Source organism: Haloferula sargassicola (assembly GCF_040362925.1).
Lineage (GTDB): Bacteria > Verrucomicrobiota > Verrucomicrobiia > Verrucomicrobiales > Akkermansiaceae > Haloferula > Haloferula sargassicola.
This window is the reverse complement of sequence record NZ_BAABRI010000024.1, coordinates 18,161-42,111: the sequence shown is the minus strand read 5'-3', so window position 1 is coordinate 42,111 and position 23,951 is coordinate 18,161. Positions and strand designations below refer to the sequence as shown.

At 65.0% G+C, this 23,951-nt stretch carries 28 protein-coding genes; 22 read left to right on the top strand and 6 right to left on the bottom strand.

From position 1 onward, the window contains the following. Positions 1 to 75 precede the first annotated feature (75 nt). Together ABXH26_RS17810 and ABXH26_RS17805 are read left to right on the top strand one after the other, a co-directional pair. Complete coding sequence (locus ABXH26_RS17810) at positions 76 to 306, top strand: hypothetical protein (RefSeq protein WP_353568454.1); 231 nt, start codon at positions 76 to 78, stop codon at positions 304 to 306. Positions 307 to 340: 34 nt separating this feature from the next. After that, positions 341 to 1,246: a malate dehydrogenase gene (locus ABXH26_RS17805; RefSeq protein WP_353568453.1), complete on the top strand. Its 906-nt coding sequence runs from the start codon at positions 341 to 343 to the stop codon at positions 1,244 to 1,246. A gap of 1 nt (position 1,247) precedes the next feature. On the opposite strand, the gene ABXH26_RS17800 is transcribed toward ABXH26_RS17805, so the two are convergent. From ABXH26_RS17800 to ABXH26_RS17790, 3 genes are all read right to left on the bottom strand, one after another. Next, a complete protein-coding gene (locus tag ABXH26_RS17800; protein ID WP_353568452.1) occupies positions 1,248 to 1,553 on the bottom strand; it encodes a hypothetical protein in 306 nt (101 codons plus the stop codon). Positions 1,554 to 1,900: 347 nt separating this feature from the next. Next, the gene (locus ABXH26_RS17795; protein WP_353568451.1) at positions 1,901 to 2,155 is read right to left on the bottom strand and encodes a hypothetical protein; all 255 of its coding nucleotides are present in this window, start codon (positions 2,153 to 2,155) and stop codon (positions 1,901 to 1,903) included. Positions 2,156 to 2,208: 53 nt separating this feature from the next. Beyond that, entirely contained in the window at positions 2,209 to 3,432 is a 1,224-nt protein-coding gene (locus ABXH26_RS17790; RefSeq protein ID WP_353568450.1) for a saccharopine dehydrogenase family protein, read from the bottom strand. 170 nt (positions 3,433 to 3,602) lie between these two features. On the opposite strand from ABXH26_RS17790, the gene gspG reads away from it, so the two are divergent. The 10 genes from gspG (at position 3,603) to ABXH26_RS17740 (ending at position 13,175) form a co-directional block, all read left to right on the top strand. Continuing rightward, positions 3,603 to 4,043 (top strand): type II secretion system major pseudopilin GspG, encoded by a 441-nt coding sequence (gspG, locus tag ABXH26_RS17785; RefSeq protein WP_353568449.1) that lies wholly within the window; start codon positions 3,603 to 3,605, stop codon positions 4,041 to 4,043. Beyond that, a complete protein-coding gene (locus tag ABXH26_RS17780) occupies positions 4,015 to 4,575 on the top strand; it encodes a prepilin-type N-terminal cleavage/methylation domain-containing protein (protein ID WP_353568448.1) in 561 nt (186 codons plus the stop codon). The genes gspG and ABXH26_RS17780 overlap by 29 nt, the downstream gene beginning before the upstream one ends. Beyond that, entirely contained in the window at positions 4,572 to 5,000 is a 429-nt protein-coding gene (locus ABXH26_RS17775) for a type II secretion system protein (RefSeq protein ID WP_353568447.1), read from the top strand. The genes ABXH26_RS17780 and ABXH26_RS17775 overlap by 4 nt, the downstream gene beginning before the upstream one ends. After that, the gene (locus ABXH26_RS17770) at positions 4,997 to 5,806 is read left to right on the top strand and encodes a type II secretion system protein (RefSeq protein ID WP_353568446.1); all 810 of its coding nucleotides are present in this window, start codon (positions 4,997 to 4,999) and stop codon (positions 5,804 to 5,806) included. The genes ABXH26_RS17775 and ABXH26_RS17770 overlap by 4 nt, the downstream gene beginning before the upstream one ends. Next, on the top strand, positions 5,803 to 6,732 hold the full coding sequence (locus ABXH26_RS17765) for a type II secretion system minor pseudopilin (RefSeq protein ID WP_353568445.1): 930 nt from the start codon (positions 5,803 to 5,805) through the stop codon (positions 6,730 to 6,732). The genes ABXH26_RS17770 and ABXH26_RS17765 overlap by 4 nt, the downstream gene beginning before the upstream one ends. Then, positions 6,729 to 7,991 (top strand): hypothetical protein, encoded by a 1,263-nt coding sequence (locus tag ABXH26_RS17760; protein WP_353568444.1) that lies wholly within the window; start codon positions 6,729 to 6,731, stop codon positions 7,989 to 7,991. The genes ABXH26_RS17765 and ABXH26_RS17760 overlap by 4 nt, the downstream gene beginning before the upstream one ends. Before the next feature lie 58 nt (positions 7,992 to 8,049). Beyond that, positions 8,050 to 8,577 (top strand): type II secretion system protein M, encoded by a 528-nt coding sequence (locus ABXH26_RS17755; protein ID WP_353568443.1) that lies wholly within the window; start codon positions 8,050 to 8,052, stop codon positions 8,575 to 8,577. Then, positions 8,574 to 9,101, top strand: a complete 528-nt coding sequence (locus ABXH26_RS17750; RefSeq protein WP_353568442.1) for a hypothetical protein — start codon at positions 8,574 to 8,576, stop codon at positions 9,099 to 9,101. The genes ABXH26_RS17755 and ABXH26_RS17750 overlap by 4 nt, the downstream gene beginning before the upstream one ends. A gap of 54 nt (positions 9,102 to 9,155) precedes the next feature. Beyond that, on the top strand, positions 9,156 to 11,624 hold the full coding sequence (locus ABXH26_RS17745; protein WP_353568441.1) for a type II secretion system protein GspD: 2,469 nt from the start codon (positions 9,156 to 9,158) through the stop codon (positions 11,622 to 11,624). A gap of 153 nt (positions 11,625 to 11,777) precedes the next feature. After that, a complete protein-coding gene (locus ABXH26_RS17740) occupies positions 11,778 to 13,175 on the top strand; it encodes a tetratricopeptide repeat protein (protein ID WP_353568440.1) in 1,398 nt (465 codons plus the stop codon). 85 nt (positions 13,176 to 13,260) lie between these two features. Here the strand turns inward: ABXH26_RS17740 and ABXH26_RS17735 are convergent, their stop codons facing one another. Continuing rightward, a complete protein-coding gene (locus ABXH26_RS17735; protein ID WP_353568439.1) occupies positions 13,261 to 14,325 on the bottom strand; it encodes a hypothetical protein in 1,065 nt (354 codons plus the stop codon). Between the two features lie 3 nt (positions 14,326 to 14,328). Further along, positions 14,329 to 14,820: a hypothetical protein gene (locus ABXH26_RS17730; RefSeq protein ID WP_353568438.1), complete on the bottom strand. Its 492-nt coding sequence runs from the start codon at positions 14,818 to 14,820 to the stop codon at positions 14,329 to 14,331. A 171-nt stretch (positions 14,821 to 14,991) separates the two neighbouring features. On the opposite strand from ABXH26_RS17730, the gene ABXH26_RS17725 reads away from it, so the two are divergent. The 10 genes from ABXH26_RS17725 (at position 14,992) to ABXH26_RS17680 (ending at position 23,379) form a co-directional block, all read left to right on the top strand. Beyond that, a complete protein-coding gene (locus ABXH26_RS17725; protein ID WP_353568437.1) occupies positions 14,992 to 15,465 on the top strand; it encodes a PTS sugar transporter subunit IIA in 474 nt (157 codons plus the stop codon). Positions 15,466 to 15,473: 8 nt separating this feature from the next. Further along, positions 15,474 to 17,213: an arginine--tRNA ligase gene (argS, locus tag ABXH26_RS17720; protein WP_353568436.1), complete on the top strand. Its 1,740-nt coding sequence runs from the start codon at positions 15,474 to 15,476 to the stop codon at positions 17,211 to 17,213. Between the two features lie 42 nt (positions 17,214 to 17,255). Then, positions 17,256 to 17,669 carry a hypothetical protein gene (locus ABXH26_RS17715; RefSeq protein ID WP_353568435.1) on the top strand — a complete coding sequence of 138 codons (414 nt, stop codon included), beginning with the start codon at positions 17,256 to 17,258 and terminating at the stop codon, positions 17,667 to 17,669. 85 nt (positions 17,670 to 17,754) lie between these two features. Further along, entirely contained in the window at positions 17,755 to 19,449 is a 1,695-nt protein-coding gene (locus ABXH26_RS17710) for a putative manganese-dependent inorganic diphosphatase (protein WP_353568434.1), read from the top strand. A gap of 83 nt (positions 19,450 to 19,532) precedes the next feature. Continuing rightward, positions 19,533 to 20,303, top strand: a complete 771-nt coding sequence (hisA, locus tag ABXH26_RS17705) for a phosphoribosylformimino-5-aminoimidazole carboxamide ribotide isomerase (protein ID WP_353568433.1) — start codon at positions 19,533 to 19,535, stop codon at positions 20,301 to 20,303. Between the two features lie 34 nt (positions 20,304 to 20,337). Further along, positions 20,338 to 21,081, top strand: a complete 744-nt coding sequence (locus ABXH26_RS17700) for a CorA family divalent cation transporter (RefSeq protein ID WP_353568432.1) — start codon at positions 20,338 to 20,340, stop codon at positions 21,079 to 21,081. Next, positions 21,078 to 21,878 carry a M90 family metallopeptidase gene (locus tag ABXH26_RS17695; protein ID WP_353568431.1) on the top strand — a complete coding sequence of 267 codons (801 nt, stop codon included), beginning with the start codon at positions 21,078 to 21,080 and terminating at the stop codon, positions 21,876 to 21,878. Before ABXH26_RS17700 ends, ABXH26_RS17695 begins: the two co-directional genes overlap by 4 nt. A gap of 44 nt (positions 21,879 to 21,922) precedes the next feature. Further along, positions 21,923 to 22,402 (top strand): DUF4190 domain-containing protein, encoded by a 480-nt coding sequence (locus tag ABXH26_RS17690; protein ID WP_353568430.1) that lies wholly within the window; start codon positions 21,923 to 21,925, stop codon positions 22,400 to 22,402. 31 nt (positions 22,403 to 22,433) lie between these two features. Beyond that, the gene (locus tag ABXH26_RS17685) at positions 22,434 to 22,955 is read left to right on the top strand and encodes a CD225/dispanin family protein (protein WP_353568429.1); all 522 of its coding nucleotides are present in this window, start codon (positions 22,434 to 22,436) and stop codon (positions 22,953 to 22,955) included. A gap of 7 nt (positions 22,956 to 22,962) precedes the next feature. After that, a complete protein-coding gene (locus ABXH26_RS17680) occupies positions 22,963 to 23,379 on the top strand; it encodes a DUF2752 domain-containing protein (protein ID WP_353568428.1) in 417 nt (138 codons plus the stop codon). Here ABXH26_RS17680 and ABXH26_RS17675 read toward each other — a convergent pair. Then, positions 23,365 to 23,949: a riboflavin synthase gene (locus tag ABXH26_RS17675; RefSeq protein WP_353568427.1), complete on the bottom strand. Its 585-nt coding sequence runs from the start codon at positions 23,947 to 23,949 to the stop codon at positions 23,365 to 23,367. The two genes, ABXH26_RS17680 and ABXH26_RS17675, sit on opposite strands and share 15 nt — an antisense overlap. Positions 23,950 to 23,951 lie beyond the last annotated feature (2 nt).

The following is a 23,951-nucleotide window of genomic DNA, read 5'->3' as shown; positions in this document are numbered from 1 at the left end:
CGCGAATGTTCGGATTTTTGAGGGAGACAGGCTTCAAGGTGGACGCCGGACGGTCCTTCATTATGAAATGCCGGCATGAATAGCTCCCCGATGGAAAGCGGTGCCCCGATCGTGGTGATGATCATCTTCGGCCTGATCGGGCTGGTGGTGTTCGGACTTTGGCTGTGGTCGCTGATCCACTGCGTGCAAAACCGCTACCTGACCGACAACAACCGCATCGTGGGCATCGTGCTGATCGTGCTGTTGGGAATTCTCGGCAGCTTGGTCTATCTGTTCCTGCCCCGGGAAAGCGAACCCCAGCGCTGATCCGGCACGATCATAGCTGGGGAGCCGCCCGAACATGAAAGTCACGATCGTCGGCCCCGGGACGGTGGGCATGGTGCTGGCCTACACGCTGATGCTGCGTCGCGTGGCGCGGGAGATCGTGCTGGTCGGGCGGAACCGGACCAAGGCGGAGGGCGAGGCGCTGGACCTGATGCATGCCCAGGCTTTCCTGCAGGTGCCGGTGCGGGTGCGGGCCGGGGAAATCGAGGACGCGGAGGGTTCGGAGGTCGTGGTGATATGTGCCTCGGTGCCGACGCCGGAAGGCATCACCGATCGCAACGTGCTGGCCAGGGGGAACTACAAACTGATGGCCGGACTGCTGCCGGGCATTGCCCGCGTAGCGCCGGAGGCGAAACTGGTGATGGTGAGCAATCCGGTCGATGCCTTGACCTGGCAGGCGCTCGCTCTGACCGGATTTCCGCCGGAGCGGGTGATGGGCACCGGCACGCTGGTGGACTCCATCCGTTTTCGCGAGCTGCTCTCGGAAATGCTTTCGGTGCATCCGGACGACCTGCGCGCTTACATTCTGGGCGAGCACGGCGAACATCAATTTCCGGCGATGAGCGTGGCCCAGGCCGGCGGCGAGCGGATCGATGATACCCCCGAGCGGCGGGTCCTGTGCGAGCGGGCGAAGGGCTTCGGCATCGAGGTCTTTCGCAAAAAGGGCAACACCTGCTACGCCATCGGCCTGGCCGCGGCCTACGTGGTCGAATCGATCCTCATGAACGAGCGCCGCACCATGCCGCTGAGCGTGAGGATCGATGGCTACCTCGGAGTCTCCGGCGTCTGCCTGAGTGTGCCGGTGGTGGTCGGGAAAAACGGCGTGGAGCGCTGCCTGAAGCCCGAACTCAACGAGGAGGAAAAGAACGCCTTCCTCGCCGCGGCGGAGGCGGTGAAGAAGGTCATCGGAGAAATCGGCTGATTCAGCCGGGAATCTCGCGCCCGGCGAGGATGGCCTGGGAAAACGGATCGCCAGCCTCGGCGAACTCTTCCAAATGGCTGCGGGCGAGATCCTGCACGGCGGCATGGGGATTTGTCAGGGCGACGCGGAGCACCTGCCAATCGGAGAAGCGGTGGAGCATGGCCGCGGCCTCCTCGGGCGTGGCGGTGGGGAGGCGCTCCGCATACTCGGCACGGACAAGCGATTCGAGGAAGAGGATGTCCGTGAAATCGCGCTCCCGATCGGTGTTCAACTTCGTTTCGATGAGGTCGAGCGGATGAGGAAGCACGGTTCCGTCGTCACGGAGTCGTCCCCGTCGATGATAACCTTCGAAGTCGGTAAGCTCAGCCTCGTTCGGCTTCCGAAAAACATCCAAGGGGCAGTCAAGTCCTCCGATGCGGACCATCCCGGCGTCGTCAACGGCTTCCACTAAGGCGTCGCCGCGCACTGACAACCAATCCGGAAGCCGTAGAAGTTCCAATCCTCCGAATTTGCCGCAAGCGGAAGATAGTGCGTCGGCCCACTGGCGGGCGCTTGCCATCGGCTCGAGCCAGATGTCCGCATCCTTGGTCTTCCGAGGGTTGCCGTGGGCAATGACCGCAAGGCCTCCGATGGCGACCACCCGGTGACGGCTCGTCAGGAGACGGACGAAGCGGTTGACCGGCGTGTCCATTTCTCGATGTCCATGGCGATGTCCTTCGCAATTTCCCAATCTCCTGCGAGTGAGTCTTCGGACCTCGGCCAAGGCTCGCTGTTCGACAGGTCGATCCCCTTGCTATCGCGCTTCGGGCGTCCCGCGCGGATCCGCTCCAGCATCCGCTGGCGGGCCAGGCGGGCGGCGAAGTCCTCCTGGAGGCGCCGGATCGAGGGACGGATCGGCTTGATTTCCATGCTGGAAAACTAAGCGCTGCCTCAGGTCATGGCAAGCCGGCGGAGGGCCGCCATCACGCCACCTGGAAAGCGGCGGCCTGCTCGGGTGTCAGCTCGATGCAGGTCCACGGCAGGCCGTGATCATTGAGGTCCGCCATGAAGGAATCCGGATCGTGCTGCTCCATGTTCCAGACGCCGTCCTTGCGCCACCGGCCTTCGAGCATCTGCTTCGCGCCGATCATCGCCGGCACCCCGGTGGTGTAGGAAATGGCCTGGCTGCCGACCTCCTCGAAGCACTTTTCGTGGTCGCAGATGTTGTAAATGTAGATCGCCTTCGGCTGGCCGTCCTTGAGACCGGTGATGACGTTGCCGATGCAGGTCCGGCCCTTGGTTCGCTCGCCGAGGTCGCCGGGGTTCGGCAGCACGGTTTTCAGGAACTGGAGCGGGATGATCTCCTGGCCGTTGTAAACGACCGGATCGATGCGGGTCATGCCGACGTTTCCGAGAACCTCGAGGTGCTTCAGGTAGTTCGGCGAGAAGCTCATCCAGAACTGCGCGCGCTTGATGGTCGGGATGTGCTCGACGAGCGACTCCAGCTCTTCGTGATACATCCGGTAGATCTCGTAGCTGCCGACCTCTTCCGGGCAGGTGAAGCCGCGATGCTCGGACATGGCCGGGGTTTCGACGAACTTCCCGTCCTCCCAGTGGCGGCACTCGGCGGTGACCTCGCGGATGTTGATCTCGGGGTTGAAGTTGGTGGCGAAGGCGTGGCCGTGGTCGCCGCCGTTGACGTCAATGATGTCGAGCGTGTGGATCTCGTCGAAATGATGCTTCAGCGCCCAGGCGGTGAAGACGTTGGTGACGCCGGGGTCGAAACCGGAGCCGAGCAGCGCGGAGCGGCCGGCATCCTTGAAGCGGTCCTGATAGGCCCATTGCCAGGAGTATTCGAACTTGGCGACGTCCTTCGGCTCGTAGTTGGCGGTATCGAGGTAATCGCAGCCGGCCTCCAGGCAGGCGTCCATGATGGCGAGGTCCTGGTAGGGGAGGGCGACGTTGATGACCAGCTGCGCGCCCGTCGCGCGGATCAGCGCGGCGGTTTCGGCGACCCTGTCGGCATCGACCCGGGCGGTGATGATGTCCCGGCCGGTGCGTTTTTTCACGTCGGCGGCGATCGCCTCGCACTTCGAGACGGTGCGGGAGGCGAGGGTGATTTCACCGAAAACCTCGGGCAGCATGGCGCATTTGTGGGCGACGACGTTGCCGACGCCCCCGGCGCCGATGATCAGGACCTTGTTCATGATGGGCGGAGTTAGCGGTGGAAACGGGGTCTGCCAAGGGAATCGAGGCATTTTTCAGGGAATCCGGGCCGCGACGCCCCCCGGCGTGCCACATTTTTGCGACAAGTTTGGGTTCTCACGGGTTTCTTTCCGACATAAGGGTCCTCGCGACTTCGCAAACCTCAGAATTCATGAAACTCCAGCAACCTTCCCGCCGCCGTCGTGCCGCCGGTTTCTCGCTTCTCGAAATGGTCATCGTGCTCGGCATCATCGCCGTCATCATGGGTGGCGCGATCTTCACCATGCGCGGCATCAGCGGCGCCGCCCGCCGCAACCAGGTCAGCACGGACTTCAAGACCATCGAGTCCGGCCTGCTGATGTATCAGACCGTCAACGGCCGCTTCCCGACCACCCAGCAGGGCCTCGATGCCTTGGTCAACAAGCCCAGCAGCACCCCGGTGCCCAAGAAATGGACCCGCATCATGAGCAAGGTGCCGACTGATCCCTGGGGCGAGCCCTACGGCTACAAGTTCCCGGGCTCAGTCGATAACACGACCTTCGAGCTGATCAGCAAGGGTGCCGACACGCAGCAGGACACCGACGATGACATCAGCAGCCAGAAGGACGAGTGATCGTCGCCGCGGGGGCTTCACGCTGCTCGAGATCATCATCGTGCTCGCGCTGGCCATGATGGTCATCGGGGGCGCGCTGGCCGGCCTTTACATCAACCGCGACGAGGGCCGGCTCAACAACGCCACCGTCGAGATCGAAGCCCTCGCCAAGCGCGCCCGCACCATGGCCTCCCTGCAGCAGCGGCCCTACGCGCTGGAATTCCTGCCCAAGCAGGTGAACCTCCTTCCCTATGCCGATGCGCTGATCGAGCCGGACGAGCGGGACGCCTTCGCCGAAGACGACCCGGAGGCTTCTTCGGGAGCCACCGAAAGCTACCAGATCGACGACGACTTCCTGCTGCTGGTCCGCCGCTGGGCAACCGGCCAGTGGGATCCGGTGGAACGAAACGACCGCCAGGTGTGGCGCTTCGATCCCCAAGGCATCTGCGAGCCCCTCGGGGTCCGCTTTGAAATGGAGAACGGCAACTGGATCGCCATCCTCTTCAACCCGCTGACCGCCGCCATCGCCGAAACCGAATCCGACATCAAATGATGAACCGCCACCGACCGCCGCGACGACGCCAGGGCTTCCTCATGCTCGAGGTGGTGCTGGCGCTGGGCATCTTCGCGACCGTCGGAACCGCCTTCGCGGTGGCCCTTTCCCAGACCTCCAGAGCGGCCACGCTGGCCCAGCGGCGGATGCAGATCAACCGCATCCTCGACAGCTCGCTGACCGCCACCCTGTCGCTGCCGGTGCTGGAGGAAGGGACGGAAACGGTGGCGCTCGGCGAGACGATCGGCGACGCCGAGGTGGAGGTCGATACCACCATCGAGCCGCTTGAGGAGCTGGAGAACCAGGACGGCGAATTCCTTCAGCAGATGTATCGCATCCAGGTCACCGCGCACTGGTTCGAGAACGGCGCATGGCAGGAGGAGTCCGCGGAAACGTGGCGCTACGGGAGGATGTACCAGCCATGACCCGCGGCCCGGAACATCGCCGGAAATGCGGTTTCACCCTGCTCGAACTGGTGCTGGCCATCGGCCTGCTGGCCATGCTGGTGACGATGGTCATGGGCATCGCCACCCAGAACATCGCCCTCGGCAACGCGGTGGTGGCGAAGCAGAACGAGGTCGGCACCCAGACCGCCTTCATCGAGCTGCTGTCCCGCCAGTTCTCCTCCCTGCCGGGAAACGCCCGCATGGAGCTGGTGAGCGAGGATTCCGGTGCCCAGTACCTTTCCGACCTGACGCTCCAGAACGTGCCGACGACCTTCAACTGGGGCGGCAGCGAGCGGGTGGCCAAGGCGATCCAGCTTTCCACCGTCCGCCGGCGCGACGGCTTCCTCGACATCGTGCTGAAGTACTACGAGAACCCGATTCTCGACGAAACCACCGAGGACGGGGATCCGATCGACCCGGCCGGCGAGGAGCCCTTCGCCCAGGTCACGCTGCTGGAAAACGTCTACATTTTCGAATGGGAGGTCCTCGACGGACGCACCATGGAGTGGGGCTACGACTGGGACCTGGAAGGCCGGCTGCCGCTGCAGATGAAGCTGACCTACGTGGAGGATCCGGTTTCCGATCCCATCACGCAGATTTTTTGGATCACGCCCAAGCAGAACCCGGAAGTGGTGATGCGCCAGCTCCAGCAGACCGCCCGGCAGGGGAATGGCGGGGCCGGGGGAGGCAACGGAGGAGATAACGACAACCCCGATGGAGGAGGGGGCGGGGGAGACCCACAGCGCCCGCCGGTCATTCAGCTGCCTCAAGGACGAAGCCGATGAAGCGCACCGGACGACAACCGGGCGGCGTCGCCCTGCTCGCGGTGATCTGGCTGATCACCTTGCTGACCTTTGCCACCGTGGCCGCGATCCGGGTGGTGGCGCTGGACATCGAGGTGTCCAACGGCAGCATCCACGGTTTCCGCGCCAAGCAGTTGGCCGAGATGGGCATCGCCCTCGGCTGCAATCCCGCCGTCGAGCGCACCGATCCGATCCTCCACCAGTTCTCCGAGGAAACCGGCGAGGGCTTCGATGTCCAACTCCAGTCGGAGGGCGGCAAGTTCAACATCAATGCCATCCTCAGCCAGGAGGACGACGATCTGCTGAAGTCGATGTTCATCGACTGGGGCATGGATATCGAAGACGCCGGCGCGGTGGTGGATTGTCTGAAGGACTGGATCGACAGCAACGACGAGGTCAACATGAACGGTGCCGAGGTGGATTGGTATGAGGCCCAGGGCCGCATCAACCAGCCCTTCAACCGGCTGTTTTACAACCTCGACGAAATGCGCCTGGTCCGCGGCATGGACCTGGTGGAGGCCTACAACCCGAACTGGCGGAACTGGTTCTGCATCTGGAGCGGGGGAGGGCTCGACCTCAACGAGGCCTCGGCGGAGCTCATCGCCGTGGCGGCCGGCGTTTCCGAGCCCGAGGCGGAGATCATTCCCGAAACGGTGCGCGGGGCCGATGGCATCCGCGATACCGACGACGACGCACCTTTTCAATCCGCCCAGGAAGCGCTTGCACTCCTCGGGGTGGACGGCAGTCTCCAGCCCGAGATTTCGGCCCGCTTTGCTGTCAATGACACCACCACCCGCATTGAGAGCATCGGCACGGCGACGGGTGCGCGCCGGAAAATCACCGTCATTGTCCGCAACCGCACCGGCCAGCCGGCGGTTCTGGAGCGAACCGAGGAAGTAGTCCCTTGAGCAAACCCACTGAATTTTCACTCCTGCTTCCCGGCGCGATCGGCTGGGAGATCTGGAAACTCAACGCCGAAGGCCGCTACGAGCGGGCTTCCGCCGACGACGGCCCGCGCCTGGCCTCGGAGCTGGAAGGCTTGCCCGGCGGGGAGCTGGCGATGCTGTTCCCGGTCCGTTCCCTGCAGGCGATGCCCTTCCGGGCGGCCAGCACGGAGGACGAACTGTTCGAGGATCTCGCCGTGATGCACGCCGAGCGGCTCGGGATCCGCCCGGATCCGATGGCCGGCCAGCTCAGCGACACCTTCGTGGTCGAGAAGGAGGAGGAAAGCACGGTGCTGCTCCACGTGGCCCTGCAGAATCCCGGCGAGGGCGAGCTGCCGGTCCGCACCCCGAAGGAGTTCGACCTTTCGCCTCGCGCCTACGGGGTGAGCGGCGACGAGGTTTGCCTGTGGCGGGAGCTGGGACGCTGGGTGTTCGCCGTGTATGTCGGCGGCAAACTGATCTACTGCCAGGCCACCTCGTCCTCGGACGTGGAGCCGGGCCTCGACGTGCGTCGCGAGGTGCAGCTCGCCATCAGCCAGCTCAATCTCCAGGGCCTGAAAATCCGCCCGGCGACCTGCCGCGTGTGGCCGCCGGCCGCCGAGCTGGGATCGCCCGGGCAAATGGACGGCCTGTTCGGCGAGACGATCGTCGAGCGCCGGCCCGATCCGGTGTTCCCCGAGCCGCCGAGCGCGATCCTGCCCGCCGATGTCCGCGCCGCCCGCCGCGAGCGCCAGCGGCGGAACCAAGTCGTCGCCGTGGTGGCGCTGGTGGCGCTGGCGTATCTCGGCTTCGTCGGCTGGCAGGCCTTCGGCCTGTGGCAGTCGATGAGTGAACGGAACAAGCTGGCCAAGGATGCCTCGTCCGTGTCCGGCGTTTCCTTCCAGTTCCAGGAACACCAGAACAAATGGACGGAGTTGGGGCCGGTCGTCGTGGATGAACAAAGCCTGCTGGAAGTGATGCGGGAGGTCAAAGAGTCGATCCCTCGCAATTCCGGCCTGCGGCTGAAAACGGCCGATCTCGACCTCGACCAGAACAATTTCACGTTGATTGGCACCGCTCCGCAGTCCGCTCCCGTGACGGCCTTTTCCCTGGCGCTGAAGCGTAACCCGAACCTGCGGTGGCTGGACTGGAACAACGAGCCGGCGGTCAACAAGAACGGCACCTGGGAGTTCCGCTTCGTGGCGACCTCCGAGGATCTGATCAAAGCCCAATCACCGCAGTGATGATTCTTTCGACCGACAACTTCTATTCTCCGCGGGTTTCACCGCCACGGAACCGCGCATGAAATCCCGCGAGAAAAAACTTCTGATCGGACTCGGCCTCGCGATTTTCGTGATGGGCAACTTCGTCGGCTTCAAGTTCCTCCAGAATTCCAAGATGAATGTGGAGAAGCAAACCGCCGAGTATCAGCAGACACTCAATCGGGCCCGGTTCGCCAGCGAGCAGTCCGATGCGGTGCAGGGGGAGATCGAGTGGCTCGACAAGAACCTGCCCGACCCGAAGGAGTCCGAGCTGGTGCCCTCGCAGCTCGAAAGCTTCGTCACCGGCCGCGCCACCGCCGCCGGCCTCACGGTGACCCGCCCGCAGATCCTCGATAACCAGACCGATGGCGCCTACTTCGAGCGGGCCCGTTTCAAGATCAATGTCACCGGGCGCGAGGACGCGCTCTACCGGTGGCTGGTCGAGCTCAACAGTCCGAAGAATTTCCGTGCCGTGACCGCCCTGCGCCTCAGCCCGAACCGCGAGGACGACACGCTCATCGACGCCGCCGTGCAGGTCGAGGAGTGGTTCCAGCCCAAGACGCCATGAAGACGATTTTGCTCCTGACCGCCGCGCTTTCCCTGCCGCTGCTGGCCGCTCCGCCGAGGGAGCCGACCCTGACGCGCTACAGCTCGCTGTGGACGGATTCCCCGTTCACCACCAAGCCGCCGCCGCCCGAGGGACCGGTGGCCGTGAATCCCTTCGAAGGCTATTCGTTGGGCGGGATTTCGAAGCTCGAGGACGGGTATTTCGCCATCCTCCTCAATGCCAAGGATCCCGAGGAAAAGGTGCTCATCCGGCCGGGCTACAAGTCGGATTTCGAAATTCTGGAGGTCAACTGGTCCGACACCAACTGGAAGGAAACCACGGTGAAGGTGAAGAATGGGGCCAAGACCGGCACCATCGCCTTCGATGACGCCCAGCTTTCGCTCAAGGCTCCGACCGCGGCGCCCCAGCCGGCGGCGAACAACGCCAACGCCCAGCCGGCCCAGAACAACAACCCGCAGCGGGGCAACAACCAGAACGGCCGGCGGCCGCGTCCGCGGGTGGTGGTGCCACCCAAGACCAACTAGTCGTTCCCATTCCGGCCGCAAACCCTTCGCAACCGACCGCTTTTTCCTGACTTCATGCAACTGAACCGCCTTTCCTTCGCCCTGTTTCTCGCCGGGACGATCGCTGCCACCGCCCAGAACCCGCCCGGTCTTCCTCCCGGACTCAACCGGCCCCAGGTGCCGGGTGCCCCGGGTGCCGAAAATGGCGACCTGACCGTGCCCATGGCCCCACCGCCAGGAGAGGTGGACCCGAACACGGTCATCAATGAAGACCTCATCTACGCCAAGCTCAACGGCGACGACCTCGCCGAGCTCTACCGCAAGTTCACCGGCCGGCGGGTGACCGTCAGCCCCGAAGCCGCCGCGGCCGAGTTCCGCTTCATCCAGCGCGCGCCGATGACCTACGGGCAGGCGACCCTGCTCCTCAAGGCCCAGGCCCTCCTCAGCGGGTTCGTTTTCGTCCCCGATCCGAATCCCGGTCTCACGGATCACGACATCCTGGTGACCGCCGCGGGCGGCACCAATCCGAAGGGACAGGGCGTGGAGGTGATCCTCGATCCCGACGAACTGCCCGATGACGATCGCGTGGTTTCCTACGTGATGAACCTGAAAGTCATCAAGCCGGACGAAATCCAGCGCGTCTTCACCACCATCGTCGGCCAGTTCGGCGCCTATGGCTCCATCACTCCCATCCCGAACGCCGGGGCGGTGGTGATCACGGAAAAAACCTCGCTCATCCGCCGCTTGATCGAGCTGCAGAAGGAAATCGACGTCTCCAGCACGGTGGCGACGCGTTTCATCCCGGTCCAATACGCCGATGTGACCGAGCTGGCGGAGACGCTCAACGAGATCCTCAACACCCAGCAGCAGGAGCAGCGCTCGACCGGGGTCAACCGCGGCGCGAACGCCAACAACAACAACGCCGTCGCCAACAACACCCCGCCGGGTCTGCCGGGCGGAGCACCCGCAGCCGCCACGGCGGCGGGCGTGAGCAGCGCGGCGGAGGAGGTGCCGATCCAGATCGTGCCGGACAGCCGCACCAATCGCATCTTCGCCATGGGCCGGCCGGTCGATATCGTCTTCATCGAGGGCTTGGTCGCCGAGTTCGACACCAAGACCGACGAACGGAACTACCTCCGGCGCAAGCTGCGCTTCGTGGCGGTGGCGGATTTCCTGGATATCGCCGAACCCGCCCTGCAGCGGGCGTTTTCCGGATCGACCGACGGCTCCGGTGGAACCGGAGCCAGCGGCGCGAACTTCGGCGGCAACAGCTCGTCGCGCTCGAACCGCTCGTCGAATTTCAACGCCTCCGGCAGCAACAACCGCAGCAATTTCGGCAACAGCAGTCTTGGCAACAACAACAGCAGCCTCGGTGGTGGGGGTGCCGGGGGCGGACTCAGTGGCGGAAGCTCGCTGCAGGATCCCGACATCAACAGCGCGCCCGAGGCACGGCTGGTGGGACGCACGCTGCTGGTGGCCGACAACATCACCAACTCGCTGCTGGTCCAAGGGCCGCCGGCGAGCGTGGAAATCATCAACAACCTGCTCGATCAGATCGACGTGAAGGCCGACCAGGTGATGATCTCGGCCGTCTTTGGTCAGCTTTCGCTCGGGGATTCGCTCAATTATGGCATCGACTACCTGCGCACGGTCAATGCCGCGCAGGTCGCCAAGGGTAACGGAGCGCTGGCGGGGTCGGCGGGGGGCGGGAGCAATGACTTCATCAATCCGCAGACGCTGATTTCACCCGACCTCATCCCGCAGGCTTCGGGACTCAATCTCTACGGCTTGATCGGCGACAACTGGGGCATCTACCTCAACGCGCTGCAGTCCGACTCCCGCTTCGAGGTGCTCTCCCGGCCCACCATTTTCACGGCCAACAACCGCAAGGGGACGATCTCGTCGGGTCAACGGATCGCGGTGCCATCGAACACCAACAGCTACCAGGGCAACATTTCCACCAACATCGAATACCAGAATGTCTACCTGACGCTGGAAGTGGTGCCGTTGGTGAACTCGGACAACGAAATCACCCTCGAGATCGCGCTGGTGAACGAAGAACTCGGCCAGACCCGTGTGATCGATGAGAACGTTGCCGTGCCGGACATTCTCAGCCGCCAGGTGCTCACCTCGGTGACGGTGCCCGACGGGGGAACGATCGCCCTCGGTGGCCTGATCACTTCGAAAATCAACGACACGGTGAAGGGGGTTCCGCTGCTCAGCGACATCCCGGTGGTGGGCAAGCTGTTCTCGCAGACCGTGAAGTCGGAGGACAAGGCCGAGTTGCTGGTCTTCATCCAGCCGAAGATCATCAAGGACTCCACCGATCTCTACGACGCCCAGGTCGATGTCGATTCCCGCTATGACGTGGCGGAGAAAGCGCGCGACTGGTCGCAGCCGCCGGTGATCGTGCAGGACAAGCCGGTGGTCGATACCAAGGGCAAGGGTGGCGATGTGCAGCCGGTGCTGGTGGTCCCCGAGGAGCAGGACGAACGGCGCAGCCGCCGCACGCTCGGGCGTCCGACCTCCGCCTTCCGCCGCTGAGCGCCAGGTCAGGCCGCACCCGCCCGGGAACTACGGAGCTTTGCGCGTCAGCGCGGGCAACCGGGGGCTTGCCAACCGGAGGAGCAGCGAGCATTTTCCGGGCACGCATCCTCCAAATAAGAGGAAATCCGACTCGTTTTCCAAAATCCCACCATGTCCGAAATCACCGTAGAGCAGCTCGATCCGTCCGTTAAGTCCCTCTATGACAAGGCGCAGGCCGCCGTTCAGAAAAGCAATCCGGGGTATGCCGTGAAGTTGCTGCTGTCGGTCGTGAAGGACGCCCCCGGATTTCTCGAAGGCCGCCAATTGCTGCGCAAGTGCGAGGCCGCGGCCACCGGCGGCGCCAAGAAAAAGTCCGGCGGCCTGTTCGGGATGAAGACCGGTGGCGGTCTTGGCACCATGAAGATTTCCTCGGCCGTCAAGAAGGACCCGCTGGCGGCGCTGCCGCTGATCGAGTCCGAACTGGAGTCCGACCCCTACAATCCCGAGGTCAACGAGGTGCTCTACAACGCCTTCGTGTCGCTCGACTGGATCGACAGCGCGGCCTTCGCCCTGGAGACCGTCCGCAGGGGCCACCCGGAGCAGACCAAGCTGATGCACAAGCTGGCCGACTTCTACCTCGCGCACGGCCGCAGCATGAACGCGGCCGAGGTTTACCGCGATATCATCAAGCACGACCCGACCGACTCCGTCGCCATCAAGGGCGAGAAGGACTCGACCGCCCGCGCCTCCATGGAGAAGCAGAAGTGGGGGGAAAACACCGACATGAAGGACCTCATGCGGAACAAGGGCGAGTTCGAGGAGATGGAGAAAAAGTCCCGGACCGGCCTGACCCGCGAACAGCTCGAGGAGCGCCGCGACGACCTGGCCACCAAGTATGCCGAGGATCAGAACAACCTGGCCGTCGTCAAGGAGCTGGCCAGCGTCTACGAGCGCCTCGAATCCTGGACCGAGGCCCGCGATTTCTATGAGTGGGCGTTTTCGCTGAGCAATGGCGACGTGGCCCTGCGCACCAAGGCCGATGCGATGAGCGACAAGGCCAAGGAGCTGGAGATGGCCGAGCTGGAGCGTCGGGCGCAGGAAAATCCCGACGATCCCGAGGTCAAGGCGATGCTCGAGGAACGCCGCCAGACCCGCATTCAGGAAGCCGTGGCGGATGCCACCCGGCGCATGGAGCAGAACCCGACCGATCCGGTTCTGCGCTACGAGCTTGGAAAGGCGCTCTACGATGCCGGCGACTATAGCGGTGCCATCCCGCAGCTGCAGCAGGCCAAGCGCAACCCGCACATCCAGTCGAAGGTGCTGCTCCTCCTCGGCCGGACCTTCAAGGCCAAGGGCATGCTCGACATGGGCGTCAAGCAGCTCGAGAGCGCGCTGGAAGACCTCATTTCCATGGACAACGTGAAGAAGGAGGTGCTCTACGAAAAGGGCCTCCTGCACGAGGAGATGGACGACAAGGAAGCAGCCATCGCCTGCTTCAAGGAGATTTACGAGGTCGATTACGGCTACCGCGACGTCGCCCAGCGCGTCGAGTCGTCCTACGGCGGCTGAGGCATCGCCTTGGCAAGGATTCCCGCCGCCCGCTCTCCGGTTCTGCCCCGGGGGACGGGCGGCTTTTTCGTGCCCTGCGCGGACCTCAGGACCCCGTGGCGGCGGGGGCGGACTTCATCACCTCCTCGAGCGTGCGCTTGCCGATCACCCAGTCGTCGGCCACCGCCTCGGTGATCCGCCATTGCCTCGGCTCGGCACCTTCCTCGTGGCGGATGCGAAGTGTCATGCGGAAAGGAACCCTCTCGAGCATCTGCTGGCTTCTCACCCGGCCCAGCGCCATCAGGTCGTCGAGGTGATGCCGGTTGCGGTTTTCGACCCGCTCGATCGCGGCTTCCGTCGCGCTGCTCCGCGGGCAGTAGGCGGTGATCATCTGGCCGTCCTCGGTGTCGGTGGAGCGGATGAGGTAGCACGCCCACTCGGCGTCGTTGGCGTAGAGGTTGTTGAAGTAGTAGTCGCGCGACACCACGCCGCGGATCAGCGCCTCGTCGGTGCGGTTGGCGGCTACCTCCGCAAAGGGCGGATCGCAGTGGCGGGAAAAGGCATCGAAGTCGATCTCCCAGCGGCCGCCCTCGTCCGGAGTGAAGGCGATCAGGCGGATGTCGCTGGTGCCGTAGCGGACGCAGGCCCGCTGGAGGTTGGCGACCTCGCACTGCGACGGGCCGAGCCATTCGGGCTCGATGTGCTCCGGCGCGTGGCGGCGGATGTCGGCAAGGAGGTGCAGCGCGTCGCGGGTGTCGACCTCACCCGGCCGCAGCAGGAGCTCGAGTTCGGACGCGGAGGTGGCGTCGAGCAGCCGCCGCGCCATGTCCAGGGCGCGCTCGCCGGACAGGGCGGGGAGCGCTTCGGGCGAGACGTCGATCGCGGAGCCGGCCAGGCTGGGCAGGATCGACTTTCTCTGCTGGACCAAGGTCCACACCACGGCCCCGAGGAAGCCGAGCCCGATCACGCAGAAAACGAGGATCAACCAGCGGCTCAGCACCGCCGAGCTGCGTCCGCGGTGGCGGTGGCGGTGCCTCTTGCTCCTCCGGCGTCGCGAGGGATGGGTGGAGGGGCCGATTTTCTGAAGCTCACCCAGCTCTCTGGCATCCCCCGCCACCCGATGCTCGATCGAACTCTTTTTGGGAGCGTTTCTGGCGGGGAGGGGGTCCATGGCTCAGCGGGGATAAAGGGTGATCCTTGTCGAATCGTAGCGATCGTCGGGGCGGAAAAGCCAGCCCGGCTGGCGGTTGCGCACCTCGTAACCGGTCAGCATGAACTCGGGGAGGATCTGGTTGCTGTTCGGATCGTAGGCTTTCTTGCCCGTGAAGTATCCCCGCAGCTTGTATTCGTAGTTCTGGTCGTAGCCGTAGGCCGGCGATCCGTTTTCCGGCAGGCGGTCGGGGGTGCGTTTCTTGTCCTCGCGCATCAGCACCAGCTGGGCCCGGTTCCACGATTCCCGGGGGCGGCGCACGTAGCCCCAGAAGCGCGTTTTTTGCACATAGTAGCGCCGGCCGACGAAGTAATCGCCCTTCGGCTCCGCGGCGATCTCCGCCTTGCGCCCATCTTCGGTGGGCCCCCCCATGTTTCCGGTGCCCAGCGGGCCGGCACATTGACAGAGCAGAAGGGCGGCGAGCACCGCCGACGACAGGGCAAGAGGGCGAATCATGTGCCTGCGACGGTAGGGGAACCCGGTTGACGGCGGCAAGCGCCAATCAGGAGCCTTCCGTGACCCTCCGTAGGTCCACCCCATGTCAGGAAAAGCCACTTGCATGCCCTCCGGGGGCCGGGTAAGCACGCCGCTCCGTATCCGCGCCGTCGCGGTTTCCGGACTTTCCGCATGAAGCTCGCATCCCTACTGACCCCCGATCAGGTCATCCTGGACATGCGCTCGGAGGAGCACCTGCCTGCGATTGCGGAACTCGTGGACCATCTGGTCGGCCTCGGCAAGCTGCCGACCGACCTGCGGGGCGAAATGCTCGCGGCGCTCGAGGCCCGCGAGGAGCAGGTCAGCACCGGCATCGGCTACGGCGTCGCCATCCCGCATGCGTTTTCGGAAAAAATCGAGGACGTGATCGCCGTCTTCGGCCGCTCCAAGGACGGCATCGACTTCGAGGCGCTCGATAACGGCCCGGTCCGCTTCGTGATCCTCTTCATCGTGCCGAAGAAGGACTACCAGCTCCATTTGCGGACCCTGGCGGCGATCGCCAAGATGTTCACCAACTGCGAGATCCGCAAACAGCTCGCCGCCGCGGAGAGCAGGACGGAGATTCTCGACATTTTGGCTGGCAAGGCATCCGGCAACGCGGCGTGACTTCCGGCATGACCTTGCAGCGACAATTCGAGTCCGCGCTGGCGGACGCGTTCGGGAAAGTTCTCGGGGAAAAAACCGACGCGTCCGTGGTGGCCGCCGCCGACCTGCGATTCGGCGACTACCAGAGCAACGCCGCCATGGCACTGGCCAAGAGCCGCCGCACCAACCCCCGCGAGCTGGCCGGCAAGGTGATCGAGGCGCTCGACCTCGGCGGGCTTGGCACCGCCGACATCGCGGGGCCGGGTTTCATCAACATCCGCGTGGCCCCGGAAACCTATGCCCGCCACACCGCGGAACTGCTGGCCGATGAGCGCCTCGGCGTGCCGGCCATCGGCGACGGCCGCACGGTGGTGATCGACTTTTCCGCGCCGAACGTGGCCAAGCCGATGTTCGTCGGCCACATCCGCTCGACCATTCTCGGCGACGCGCTTTCCCGCATCGCGCGCTTTCTGGGTTTCCACGTCATCGCCGACAACCACATCGGCGACTGGGGCACGCAGTTCGGCATGATCCTCTACGGCTGGAAAACCCAGCTCGACGAGGCGGCGCTGGCGGAAGATCCGGTCAACGAGCTGGTCCGCATCTACCGTGCGATCAACGCCGCGACCAAGGACGACCCGGCCGTGCGGGAGTCATGCAAGGCGGAGCTGGTCAAGCTGCAGGCCGGCGACGAGGAGAACCTCGCGATCTGGAACCGCTGCGTGGAGCTCTCGAAGCAAGGGCTTCAGAAGATCTACGACCGCCTCGACATCCGCTTCGACCACTGGCTGGGCGAGAGTTTCTACAACGACCGCCTCGGGCCGCTGGTCGAGGAGTTCATCGAAAAGGGGCTCGCCCGCGAGAGTGAGGGAGCCATCTGTGTCTTCGCCTCCGGTGAGCTGCCGGACGAGCAGGACCCTTTCCGCATCCAGAACAAGGAAGGCTGGCAGGACAACCCGGCCATCATCCGCAAGGCCGACGGCGGCTTCCTTTACGCCACCACCGACCTGGCCACCGTCGAGTATCGCGTGGACGAGTGGAAGGCCGACGAGATCTGGTATGTGGTCGGCGTGCCGCAGCAGCTGCATTTCCGCCAGATCTTCGATGCCAGCCGGCGCTGGGGGAAGGATGCCGGGTTCCGCCACATCGCCTTCGGATCGATCCTCGGCGAGGACCGCAAGGTGCTGAAAACGCGCTCGGGCGACAACGTCCAGCTCGCCGACGTGCTCGATGAAGCGGTCGAGCGCGCCGGTCAGGTGATCGCCGAGAAAAACCCCGACCTCGAGAACGCCGGGGAGATCGCCGAGATCGTCGGCATCGGCGCGGTGAAGTTCGCCGAGCTGTCGCAGCACCGCCTCACCGACTACGTCTTCGCCTGGGACCGCATGCTCGCGTTGCAGGGAGACACCGCGCCTTATCTCCAATACAGCTACGTCCGGATCCGCTCGATTTTCCGCAAGCTGGAGGGCGGCTTCGATCCGGCTTCGGCGAAACTGTCGCTCCACGAGGACGCGGAGGTCCACCTGGCCCGCCTGCTCGCCCGCTACGGCGAGACGGTGCCGGTGCTGCTCGATGACCACCGGCCGAACCTGCTGGCGAATTATCTGCTCGAGCTGGCCCGCGCCTTCCATTCCTTCTTCGAGGCCTGCCCGGTCCTGAAGGCGGAGCCGGAGGTCCGCGACAGCCGCTTGGCGCTGTGCGAGCTCACCTCGCGGGTCCTCGAACACGGCCTCGGTCTGCTCGGCATCCGCTGCCCGGAGCGGATGTGAGGGGAGTTTGACTCGATCTCGCTGCCAGTGCACGATGTCGCCATGAACTACCGGATCCGGTTGATCGAAACGGACGAAGGCTGGTCGGTGTCTTGTCTCGATCTGCCAGGTTGTCACTCGCAAGGGAGCACCCGCGAGGAAGCCCTCGCGGCCATCCGCGGAGCGATTCAAGACTGCTTTCGGCCGAGGCCGAGGAGTCGGGAATCCGGAGCGCTGAAACCCTCGATATCGCCATCTGAGGTCATGCCCAGATTGCCCGGCATCGGTCAGAGAGATGCGGTGCGCGTTTTTCAAAAGATCGGCTATCGGGTGGTTCGTGAATCGGGTCACCTCGTCATGAGCAACGGCGTGGTCCGTCTGGAGACTCCAGGGCATAACCCGATCAACGCCATCACGATGGGCGCGATCGCCAAGGATGCAGGGCTGACGCCCGAGGCTTTTCGGGAGTTGCTTTGATTTTTCCCGGAGTCCGATGGCTACGGAATCTTCCGAAGGCGTGCTTGCGGAGCAGGCGCATCGCTTCTAACTCTTGATCGCAAGCATGCAGGAAGAAGCGCCCCGGATTCCCTTTTATGTCATCGGTCACCGCAACCCGGATACCGACGCGATCTGCTCGGCCATCGGCCAGGCCGAGTTGCTGCGGGAGACCGGAACGCCGGAAGCCGTCGCCGCCCGCTGCGGCGTGGTGCCCCAGCGGACCGCGTGGGTGCTCGACCAAGCCGGCGTGCCCGAGCCGGAGCTGGTGACCGACGTCCGCATCACCGCCGGCATGATCTGCCGGCGGAATATCGTCGCCGCCCGCGAGGACGATACTTTCCTCAGGGCCTACCGCAGCATGCTCTCGCACGGCGTGCGCTGCGTGCCGGTGGTGGATGACGAAAACGAAGGCGAAGTCGTCGGCATGCTGCGCTACCTCGACCTGCTGGAGTTGTTGCTGCCCGGCGACGGCTCGAACATGGTGGTGCGAACCGTCCACGTCTCGATCGCCAAGATCGCCGCCACCCTGCAGGCGGAGTCCGTGGGTGCCCCGTTTCCCCAGGAGAATGGCTCGGAGGATCTCATCATGCTGGTCGGCGCGTCGTCGCAATCGACCGTCAACAACCGCCTCACGACCGCCACGAAAGAAGGCACCGTGGCCCGTTTCCTGGTGATCTGCGGCGACCGCCCGGTGGTCCAGCACTACGCCATCGACCACGGCACCCGCATGCTGATCGTCACCGGCGGAAATGCGGTCGATCCCGAGCTGCGCAAGCTGGCCAAGGAGCGCGGCGTGGTGGTCCTTCAATGCCCGCAGGACACGGCCAGCACCGCCACCCTGATCCGCTGCTCGCGCACCGTGGAGCAGGTGATGGAAAAGGAGTTCGCCACCATCAACGAGAACGAGCCGGTGTCGCCCCTGCGCAAGTCGCTGGCGGCGCTCGATCAGGAGCTGTTCCCGGTGATCGGTTCCGAGGGCGGCGTGGTCGGTGTGATTTCCAAGTCCGACCTCGTCGATCCGCCGCGCGTGCGCGTGGCCCTGGTCGATCACAACGAGTTCGCCCAGGCCGTCCGCGGCGTGGACGAGGCGCATGTGGTCGAGGTGACCGATCACCACCGGCTGGCGGGCGATCTCGTTTCGCGCGAGCCGATCCGTTTCCTCAACGAGCCGGTGGGCTCGACCTGCACCTTGGTCGCGCGGAAGTTCGTCCACCGCGACCTCGAGCCGACCTCCGGCACGGCGATGTGCCTGTGCGCGGGGATCATTTCCGACACGCTCTGCCTGACCTCGCCCACCACCACCCAGCTCGACCGCGAGATGCTCGATTGGCTGGGCAAGATCGCCGGCATCAACCCGGAACAATTCACCAAGGATTTTTTCGCCGTCGGCTCGCTGCTCAGCTCCGGCTCGATCGAGGAGGTTCTCAATACCGACCGCAAGGAATTCGAGGAGGGCGGGGCGAAGATGACGATCGCCCAGATCGAGGAACTCGGCCTGCAGGCCTTCAAGAGCCGCCGCAAGGACCTCGAGGAAGGCCTCAAGAAAATGGTCGACGACAACGACTACGACCTGGCGATCCTGGCCGTGACCGACATCGCCAAGCACCACAGCCTGATTCTCGCGGCCGGCAATCCGCGGATGATCGGCGCGCTGCCCTTCGAGAAGATCGACGCGACGCTCTACAACGCCCCCGGCGTGGTGAGCCGGAAAAAGCAGCTCTTCCCCGCGGTCAGCCAGGCGATCCAGAGCGCCGGGTGAAAAAAAGGGTCGCGAGACCCGCAGCGCCGGACGCGGAGAATCCGCTTGGCTGGAGCCGGCGGGGCGGCCAGCTTGCCGCCGCCATGACCCGATTCCGCCCCTGCATCGATCTTCACCAAGGCCAGGTGAAGCAGATCGTCGGCGGCACCTTGCGCGACGAAGGGCCGGGCCCGGTCGAGAACTTCACTGCCGAACAAGGGGCGGGGTGGTTCGCCGGGAAATTCCGCGACGATGATCTGCGCGGCGGCCACGTGATCCAGCTCGGTCCGGGCAACGACGAAGCGGCAAGGGAAGCCTTGGCCGCTTGGCCGGGCGGACTCCAGATCGGCGGCGGCATCCGTGCGGAAAACGCGGCGGAGTGGTTGGAGGCCGGGGCCAGCCACGTGATCGTGACCTCCTGGCTTTTCGAGGACAACGTGCGCTTTTCCGAAAATCGCGTGAAGGCGCTGGTGGCCGAAATCGGGTCCGAGCGATTGGTGATCGACCTTTCCTGTCGCCGCCGCGGCGATCGCTGGGTGGTGGCCACGCAGCGCTGGCAGACGATGACCGACCTGGAGGTCACGCCGGCCACCCTCGATGCGCTGGCGGAGCACTGCGACGAGTTCCTGATCCATGCCGCGGATGTCGAAGGTCTGTGCGGCGGCATTGATGCCGGACTGGTCGAGCTTCTCGGCTCCTGGAACGGCCGGCCGGTGACCTATGCGGGAGGCGTGGCGACGATGGACGACCTTTTGCAAATCGATCGACTGAGCGGCGGGAACCTCGATGTCACCGTGGGTTCGGCGCTGGATCTCTTCGGCGGCAGTGGTGTGGGCTACGAGGATCTCGTGGCTTGGAGCCGGCGGGCGGGTTGACGGACCGGCCGGGCCGGAGTCCTATAGAGGCACCATGGTGTTAGGTCCGCACTCCGAAGGCTTGCCGCAGTGGCTCGATCTCGAACCCGAGATCCTGAGCCAGATCAGCTGTCGTCCCGGCGGCCAGCGCTGTCTTTCGGGCGGCGGGGAACTGCTGCTGGTGGTGCACGAGGTGCCGGAGCCGAAGGTCCCCGAGCGGGCGGCCCGTTTTTTCATCCGCCGCGAGGAGGGCGAGTGGGACGATGGCGAAGGTCATGGCCTTGAAGCGCTCGGTCGGCTGCTGGATCGCTATCAGGAAACGATCGACCGCTACGAGGCGAGCATCGATGAGCTCGACACCGCCGCCGAGGTGTTCGCGATGATTCGTCACGCCGGGCCGATCGCCCGCACGCTGCGCAACCTGACCGTGGCCTTGAGGTCGGCCGTGGACCTGGCGCGGGAGGATCGGCAGCTGATCGAGCTGCGCGACCGCGCATCAGACATCCTGCGGGCGGCGGAGATTCTCTATCACGACGCGAAGCTGACGCTCGACTTCTGGCAGGCGGAGAGCGCGGAAGAGCACCAGGAGGCGGCCGAGCGGTTGAACGTGATCGCCTACCGCCTCAACCTGTTGGCTGGGTTTTTCCTGCCGCTGGTGGCGATGGGCGGGCTGCTGGGGATGAACGTCAACATCCCGGACGTCTTCCGCAACCTGTTCTGGGGCATCCTGGCGATGGGCATGCTGGCGGGCGTGGGTTTGCTGATTTTCGCCGGCTGGAACCTGAACAAGAAGTCGTGAGCGGGATCGCCATCCTGTTGGCCGCCGTGGCGGTGCTGGCGGGGGTGACGTGGTGGCACGCGTCGCGGAAATCCCGTCGTCGCCGTGCCTGGCGGGCGACCCGGCTGGGGGGCGGGCGCGCGGCGGTGGTCGAGCGGTTGTTTCCGCTGTGGAAACGGGTGCCGGAAGCGACCCGGCGGTCGGCCGAGGGCTGGATGCGGGTGTTTCTGGAGGAAAAGTCCTTCGAGCCCTGCGGGGGACTGGAGGCGGTGACGGAGGAGATGATGCTGGCGATCGCCGCGCCGGCCTGCCTGCTGATCGCGCACCGGCCGCAGGACTACTATGAATCCTTGAGATCGGTGCTGGTCTATCCGGATGCCTACCGGGTGCGCGACGAATGGGGACTCGAGGATGTGCGCCTCGGCGAGTCTTGGGGCAGCGGCAGCGTGGTGCTGGCGTGGCAGAGCGTGCTGCAGGGCGATGCCAACCCGGAGGACGGGCTGAACGTGGTGCTGCATGAGTTCGCCCATCAGCTCGATCAGGAAGACGGCGCGGCCGACGGCGTGCCGGAATTCGAGGAAATGGAGGACTACGGCCGCTGGTCGCGGGCGATGGCGCCGGCCTACGAGTCCTTTGTGGAGCGGGTGAATGCCGGCAAGCGCACGGTGCTGGACGACTACGGCGCCGAGAGCCCGGCCGAGTTTTTCGCGGTGGCGACCGAGACCTTTTTCGAAAAATCAGCCGCGCTGAAACGCGAGGAGCCGGAGGTTTATGCCGAGCTGGCGCGATTCTACGGCATGGATCCGGCTGCTTGGTAATCGCCTTGCCGGTGGCGCGCGCGGCGGGTGAGCATCGCGCCGCAATGGCGATGTGGCACTATGGCGTGGAAGGTCGGTCGAAGGGACCGGTCGAGGACGACGAGCTGCGGGCGATGCTGGCCGCCCGCCTGATCGACCACCGGACCTATGTCTGGCGGGAGGGCATGGAAATGTGGCTGCCGCTGGCGGAAACGCCGGAGTGGAAAGACCAGCTCGTTTCGGCCGGCGGCCGGGCGATGAACGCGCCGGGTGTGGTGCCGAACCACGGCTACGCGGTGACCAGCCTGTGCTGCGGGATCGGCTCTCTGGTGCTGATCTTTACCTGCATGATCGGTTTTTTGGCGGCGATTCCGGGAGTCGTGTTCGGGCACATGGCACTGCGGGAAATCCAGCGGCACCCCCTGCCGATGGGCGGCCGTGGGATGGCGATCGCGGGGCTGATCATGAGCTATCTGACGCTGTCGCTGTATGTCATCGGTGGGCTGATCTTCGTCTTCGTGCTGGTGACGCAAGGAACGAGGTGACACGTCGGCCCTGAGCTTTTAAGCAAGGCGCATGAGCGAGTGGTATTTTGCCAAGGGCACGGATCGTCACGGACCGGTGAGCCAGGAAGCGTTGTTGGAAATGGTCCGCAGCGGCCAGGTCGGGACCGCGGATCTGGTGTGGAAGGAGGGAATGGAGGGCTGGGAGCCGGTGTCGAAGGTGCCGCTGCTCGCCGCCGCGGCGTTGGCCCAGGCCCCCGCGACGAGTCCGCCGCCGCCGATGGCTCCGGTTTCGCCCTACCAAACGCCTGCTGCGCCGAGCTACACGTCCACGCCGGGCGTCACCGAAAACATTCCGACCTACCTCTGGCAGTCGATCGTGGTGACGCTCCTGTGCTGCCTGCCCTTCGGGATCGTAGCCATCGTGTTCGCCTCGCGGGTGAGTTCCTTGAAATATCGCGGCGACGCCGCCGGGGCGCGCGAGGCCTCGGACAAGGCGAAGTTTTGGGTAAACGTTTCGGTGATCTCCGGGATCGTGATCAATGTCATCTTCTTCGTGATCGGCATGTTCACCAACGAGCCTGTTCCGCAGTAGGAAGGTCATGAAACCGTGGCGACTGGCGATCTTGCTGGCCGGCTGCGCCGTGGCGGGCGTGGGTGCCTGGTGGCTGGCCACCCGCGGCGTGGCGGCCTCGCCGTTGATGTGCGGACTGAACCGCTGGACGGGGCTTCACTGTCCCGGTTGCGGGATGACGCGCGCCGCCTACTCCTTGCTCCACGGCCATCCGTGGCAGGCCTTCCGTTTCAATCCGCTGGGGATGGTGGTGCTGCCGCTGCTCGGGCTGATGGCGTTGCCGGAAATCATCGGCTGGGTGAAAAACGAGCCACCGAAGCGCTGGGTCCGGCTCAATCACCGCTGGGCGATGGTGCTGGTGGTGGCGGTGATCGCCTTCGGCATCCTCAGGAACCTGCCGTGGGCACCGTTCCACTGGCTCGCGCCGACCTCACTTGCCAAGTAGCTTGGCCACGTGCTTGGCGAGCACGTCGACCTCCAGGTTCACCTTTTGGCCGGGGGAGCGGGTGTGGAGGTTGGTGCGCCCGAAGGTGTGGGGGATGATCCAGAAGGTGGCCAGCGAACCCTCGAGCTCGGCGATGGTCAGCGAAATGCCGTCGATCGCCAGCGAGCCCTTGTCGATGCAGTAAGGCACCAGGTTCTCCGGCAGACGGATGGCCAGCCGGTGATCCTGGCCGATCGCTTCGAGGGCTTCGATTTCCCCGCTGCCATCGACGTGGCCGAGCACGAAATGCCCGCCAAAGCGGTCGCCGGCCCGCAGGGCGCGCTCGAGGTTGACGGTCGAACCCTCGGCGAGGTCGCCCAGCGAGGTGACGGCGAGCGTCTGGCGCAGCACGTCGAAGGAAGCGGTGGCATCGTCGTGCTCCACGGCGGTCAGGCAGACGCCGTTGATGGCGACCGACTCTCCTTCGCCCAGTTCGGCGGCGAAGGGGATCGCGATGACCAGCCGGGCCTGCTCGCCGCGGGCCTCGATCGACCGGACGAGGCCGGTGGTTTCGACCAATCCGGTGAACATGG

Bases quoted from the DNA above. Each gene is read 5' to 3' on its own strand.
- ABXH26_RS17810 (WP_353568454.1), top strand. From the start codon at position 76: ATGAATAGCTCCCCGATGGAAAGCGGTGCCCCGATCGTGGTGATGATC.
- ABXH26_RS17805 (WP_353568453.1), top strand. From the start codon at position 341: ATGAAAGTCACGATCGTCGGCCCCGGGACGGTGGGCATGGTGCTGGCC.
- ABXH26_RS17795 (WP_353568451.1), bottom strand. From the start codon at position 2,155: ATGGAAATCAAGCCGATCCGTCCCTCGATCCGGCGCCTCCAGGAGGAC.
- ABXH26_RS17790 (WP_353568450.1), bottom strand. From the start codon at position 3,432: ATGAACAAGGTCCTGATCATCGGCGCCGGGGGCGTCGGCAACGTCGTC.
- gspG (WP_353568449.1), top strand. From the start codon at position 3,603: ATGAAACTCCAGCAACCTTCCCGCCGCCGTCGTGCCGCCGGTTTCTCG.
- ABXH26_RS17780 (WP_353568448.1), top strand. From the start codon at position 4,015: ATGACATCAGCAGCCAGAAGGACGAGTGATCGTCGCCGCGGGGGCTTC.
- ABXH26_RS17775 (WP_353568447.1), top strand. From the start codon at position 4,572: ATGATGAACCGCCACCGACCGCCGCGACGACGCCAGGGCTTCCTCATG.
- ABXH26_RS17770 (WP_353568446.1), top strand. From the start codon at position 4,997: ATGACCCGCGGCCCGGAACATCGCCGGAAATGCGGTTTCACCCTGCTC.
- ABXH26_RS17765 (WP_353568445.1), top strand. From the start codon at position 5,803: ATGAAGCGCACCGGACGACAACCGGGCGGCGTCGCCCTGCTCGCGGTG.
- ABXH26_RS17755 (WP_353568443.1), top strand. From the start codon at position 8,050: ATGAAATCCCGCGAGAAAAAACTTCTGATCGGACTCGGCCTCGCGATT.
- ABXH26_RS17750 (WP_353568442.1), top strand. From the start codon at position 8,574: ATGAAGACGATTTTGCTCCTGACCGCCGCGCTTTCCCTGCCGCTGCTG.
- ABXH26_RS17745 (WP_353568441.1), top strand. From the start codon at position 9,156: ATGCAACTGAACCGCCTTTCCTTCGCCCTGTTTCTCGCCGGGACGATC.
- ABXH26_RS17740 (WP_353568440.1), top strand. From the start codon at position 11,778: ATGTCCGAAATCACCGTAGAGCAGCTCGATCCGTCCGTTAAGTCCCTC.
- ABXH26_RS17735 (WP_353568439.1), bottom strand. From the start codon at position 14,325: ATGGACCCCCTCCCCGCCAGAAACGCTCCCAAAAAGAGTTCGATCGAG.
- ABXH26_RS17730 (WP_353568438.1), bottom strand. From the start codon at position 14,820: ATGATTCGCCCTCTTGCCCTGTCGTCGGCGGTGCTCGCCGCCCTTCTG.
- ABXH26_RS17725 (WP_353568437.1), top strand. From the start codon at position 14,992: ATGAAGCTCGCATCCCTACTGACCCCCGATCAGGTCATCCTGGACATG.
- argS (WP_353568436.1), top strand. From the start codon at position 15,474: ATGACCTTGCAGCGACAATTCGAGTCCGCGCTGGCGGACGCGTTCGGG.
- ABXH26_RS17715 (WP_353568435.1), top strand. From the start codon at position 17,256: ATGAACTACCGGATCCGGTTGATCGAAACGGACGAAGGCTGGTCGGTG.
- ABXH26_RS17710 (WP_353568434.1), top strand. From the start codon at position 17,755: ATGCAGGAAGAAGCGCCCCGGATTCCCTTTTATGTCATCGGTCACCGC.
- hisA (WP_353568433.1), top strand. From the start codon at position 19,533: ATGACCCGATTCCGCCCCTGCATCGATCTTCACCAAGGCCAGGTGAAG.
- ABXH26_RS17700 (WP_353568432.1), top strand. From the start codon at position 20,338: ATGGTGTTAGGTCCGCACTCCGAAGGCTTGCCGCAGTGGCTCGATCTC.
- ABXH26_RS17690 (WP_353568430.1), top strand. From the start codon at position 21,923: ATGGCGATGTGGCACTATGGCGTGGAAGGTCGGTCGAAGGGACCGGTC.
- ABXH26_RS17685 (WP_353568429.1), top strand. From the start codon at position 22,434: ATGAGCGAGTGGTATTTTGCCAAGGGCACGGATCGTCACGGACCGGTG.
- ABXH26_RS17680 (WP_353568428.1), top strand. From the start codon at position 22,963: ATGAAACCGTGGCGACTGGCGATCTTGCTGGCCGGCTGCGCCGTGGCG.
- ABXH26_RS17675 (WP_353568427.1), bottom strand. From the start codon at position 23,949: ATGTTCACCGGATTGGTCGAAACCACCGGCCTCGTCCGGTCGATCGAG.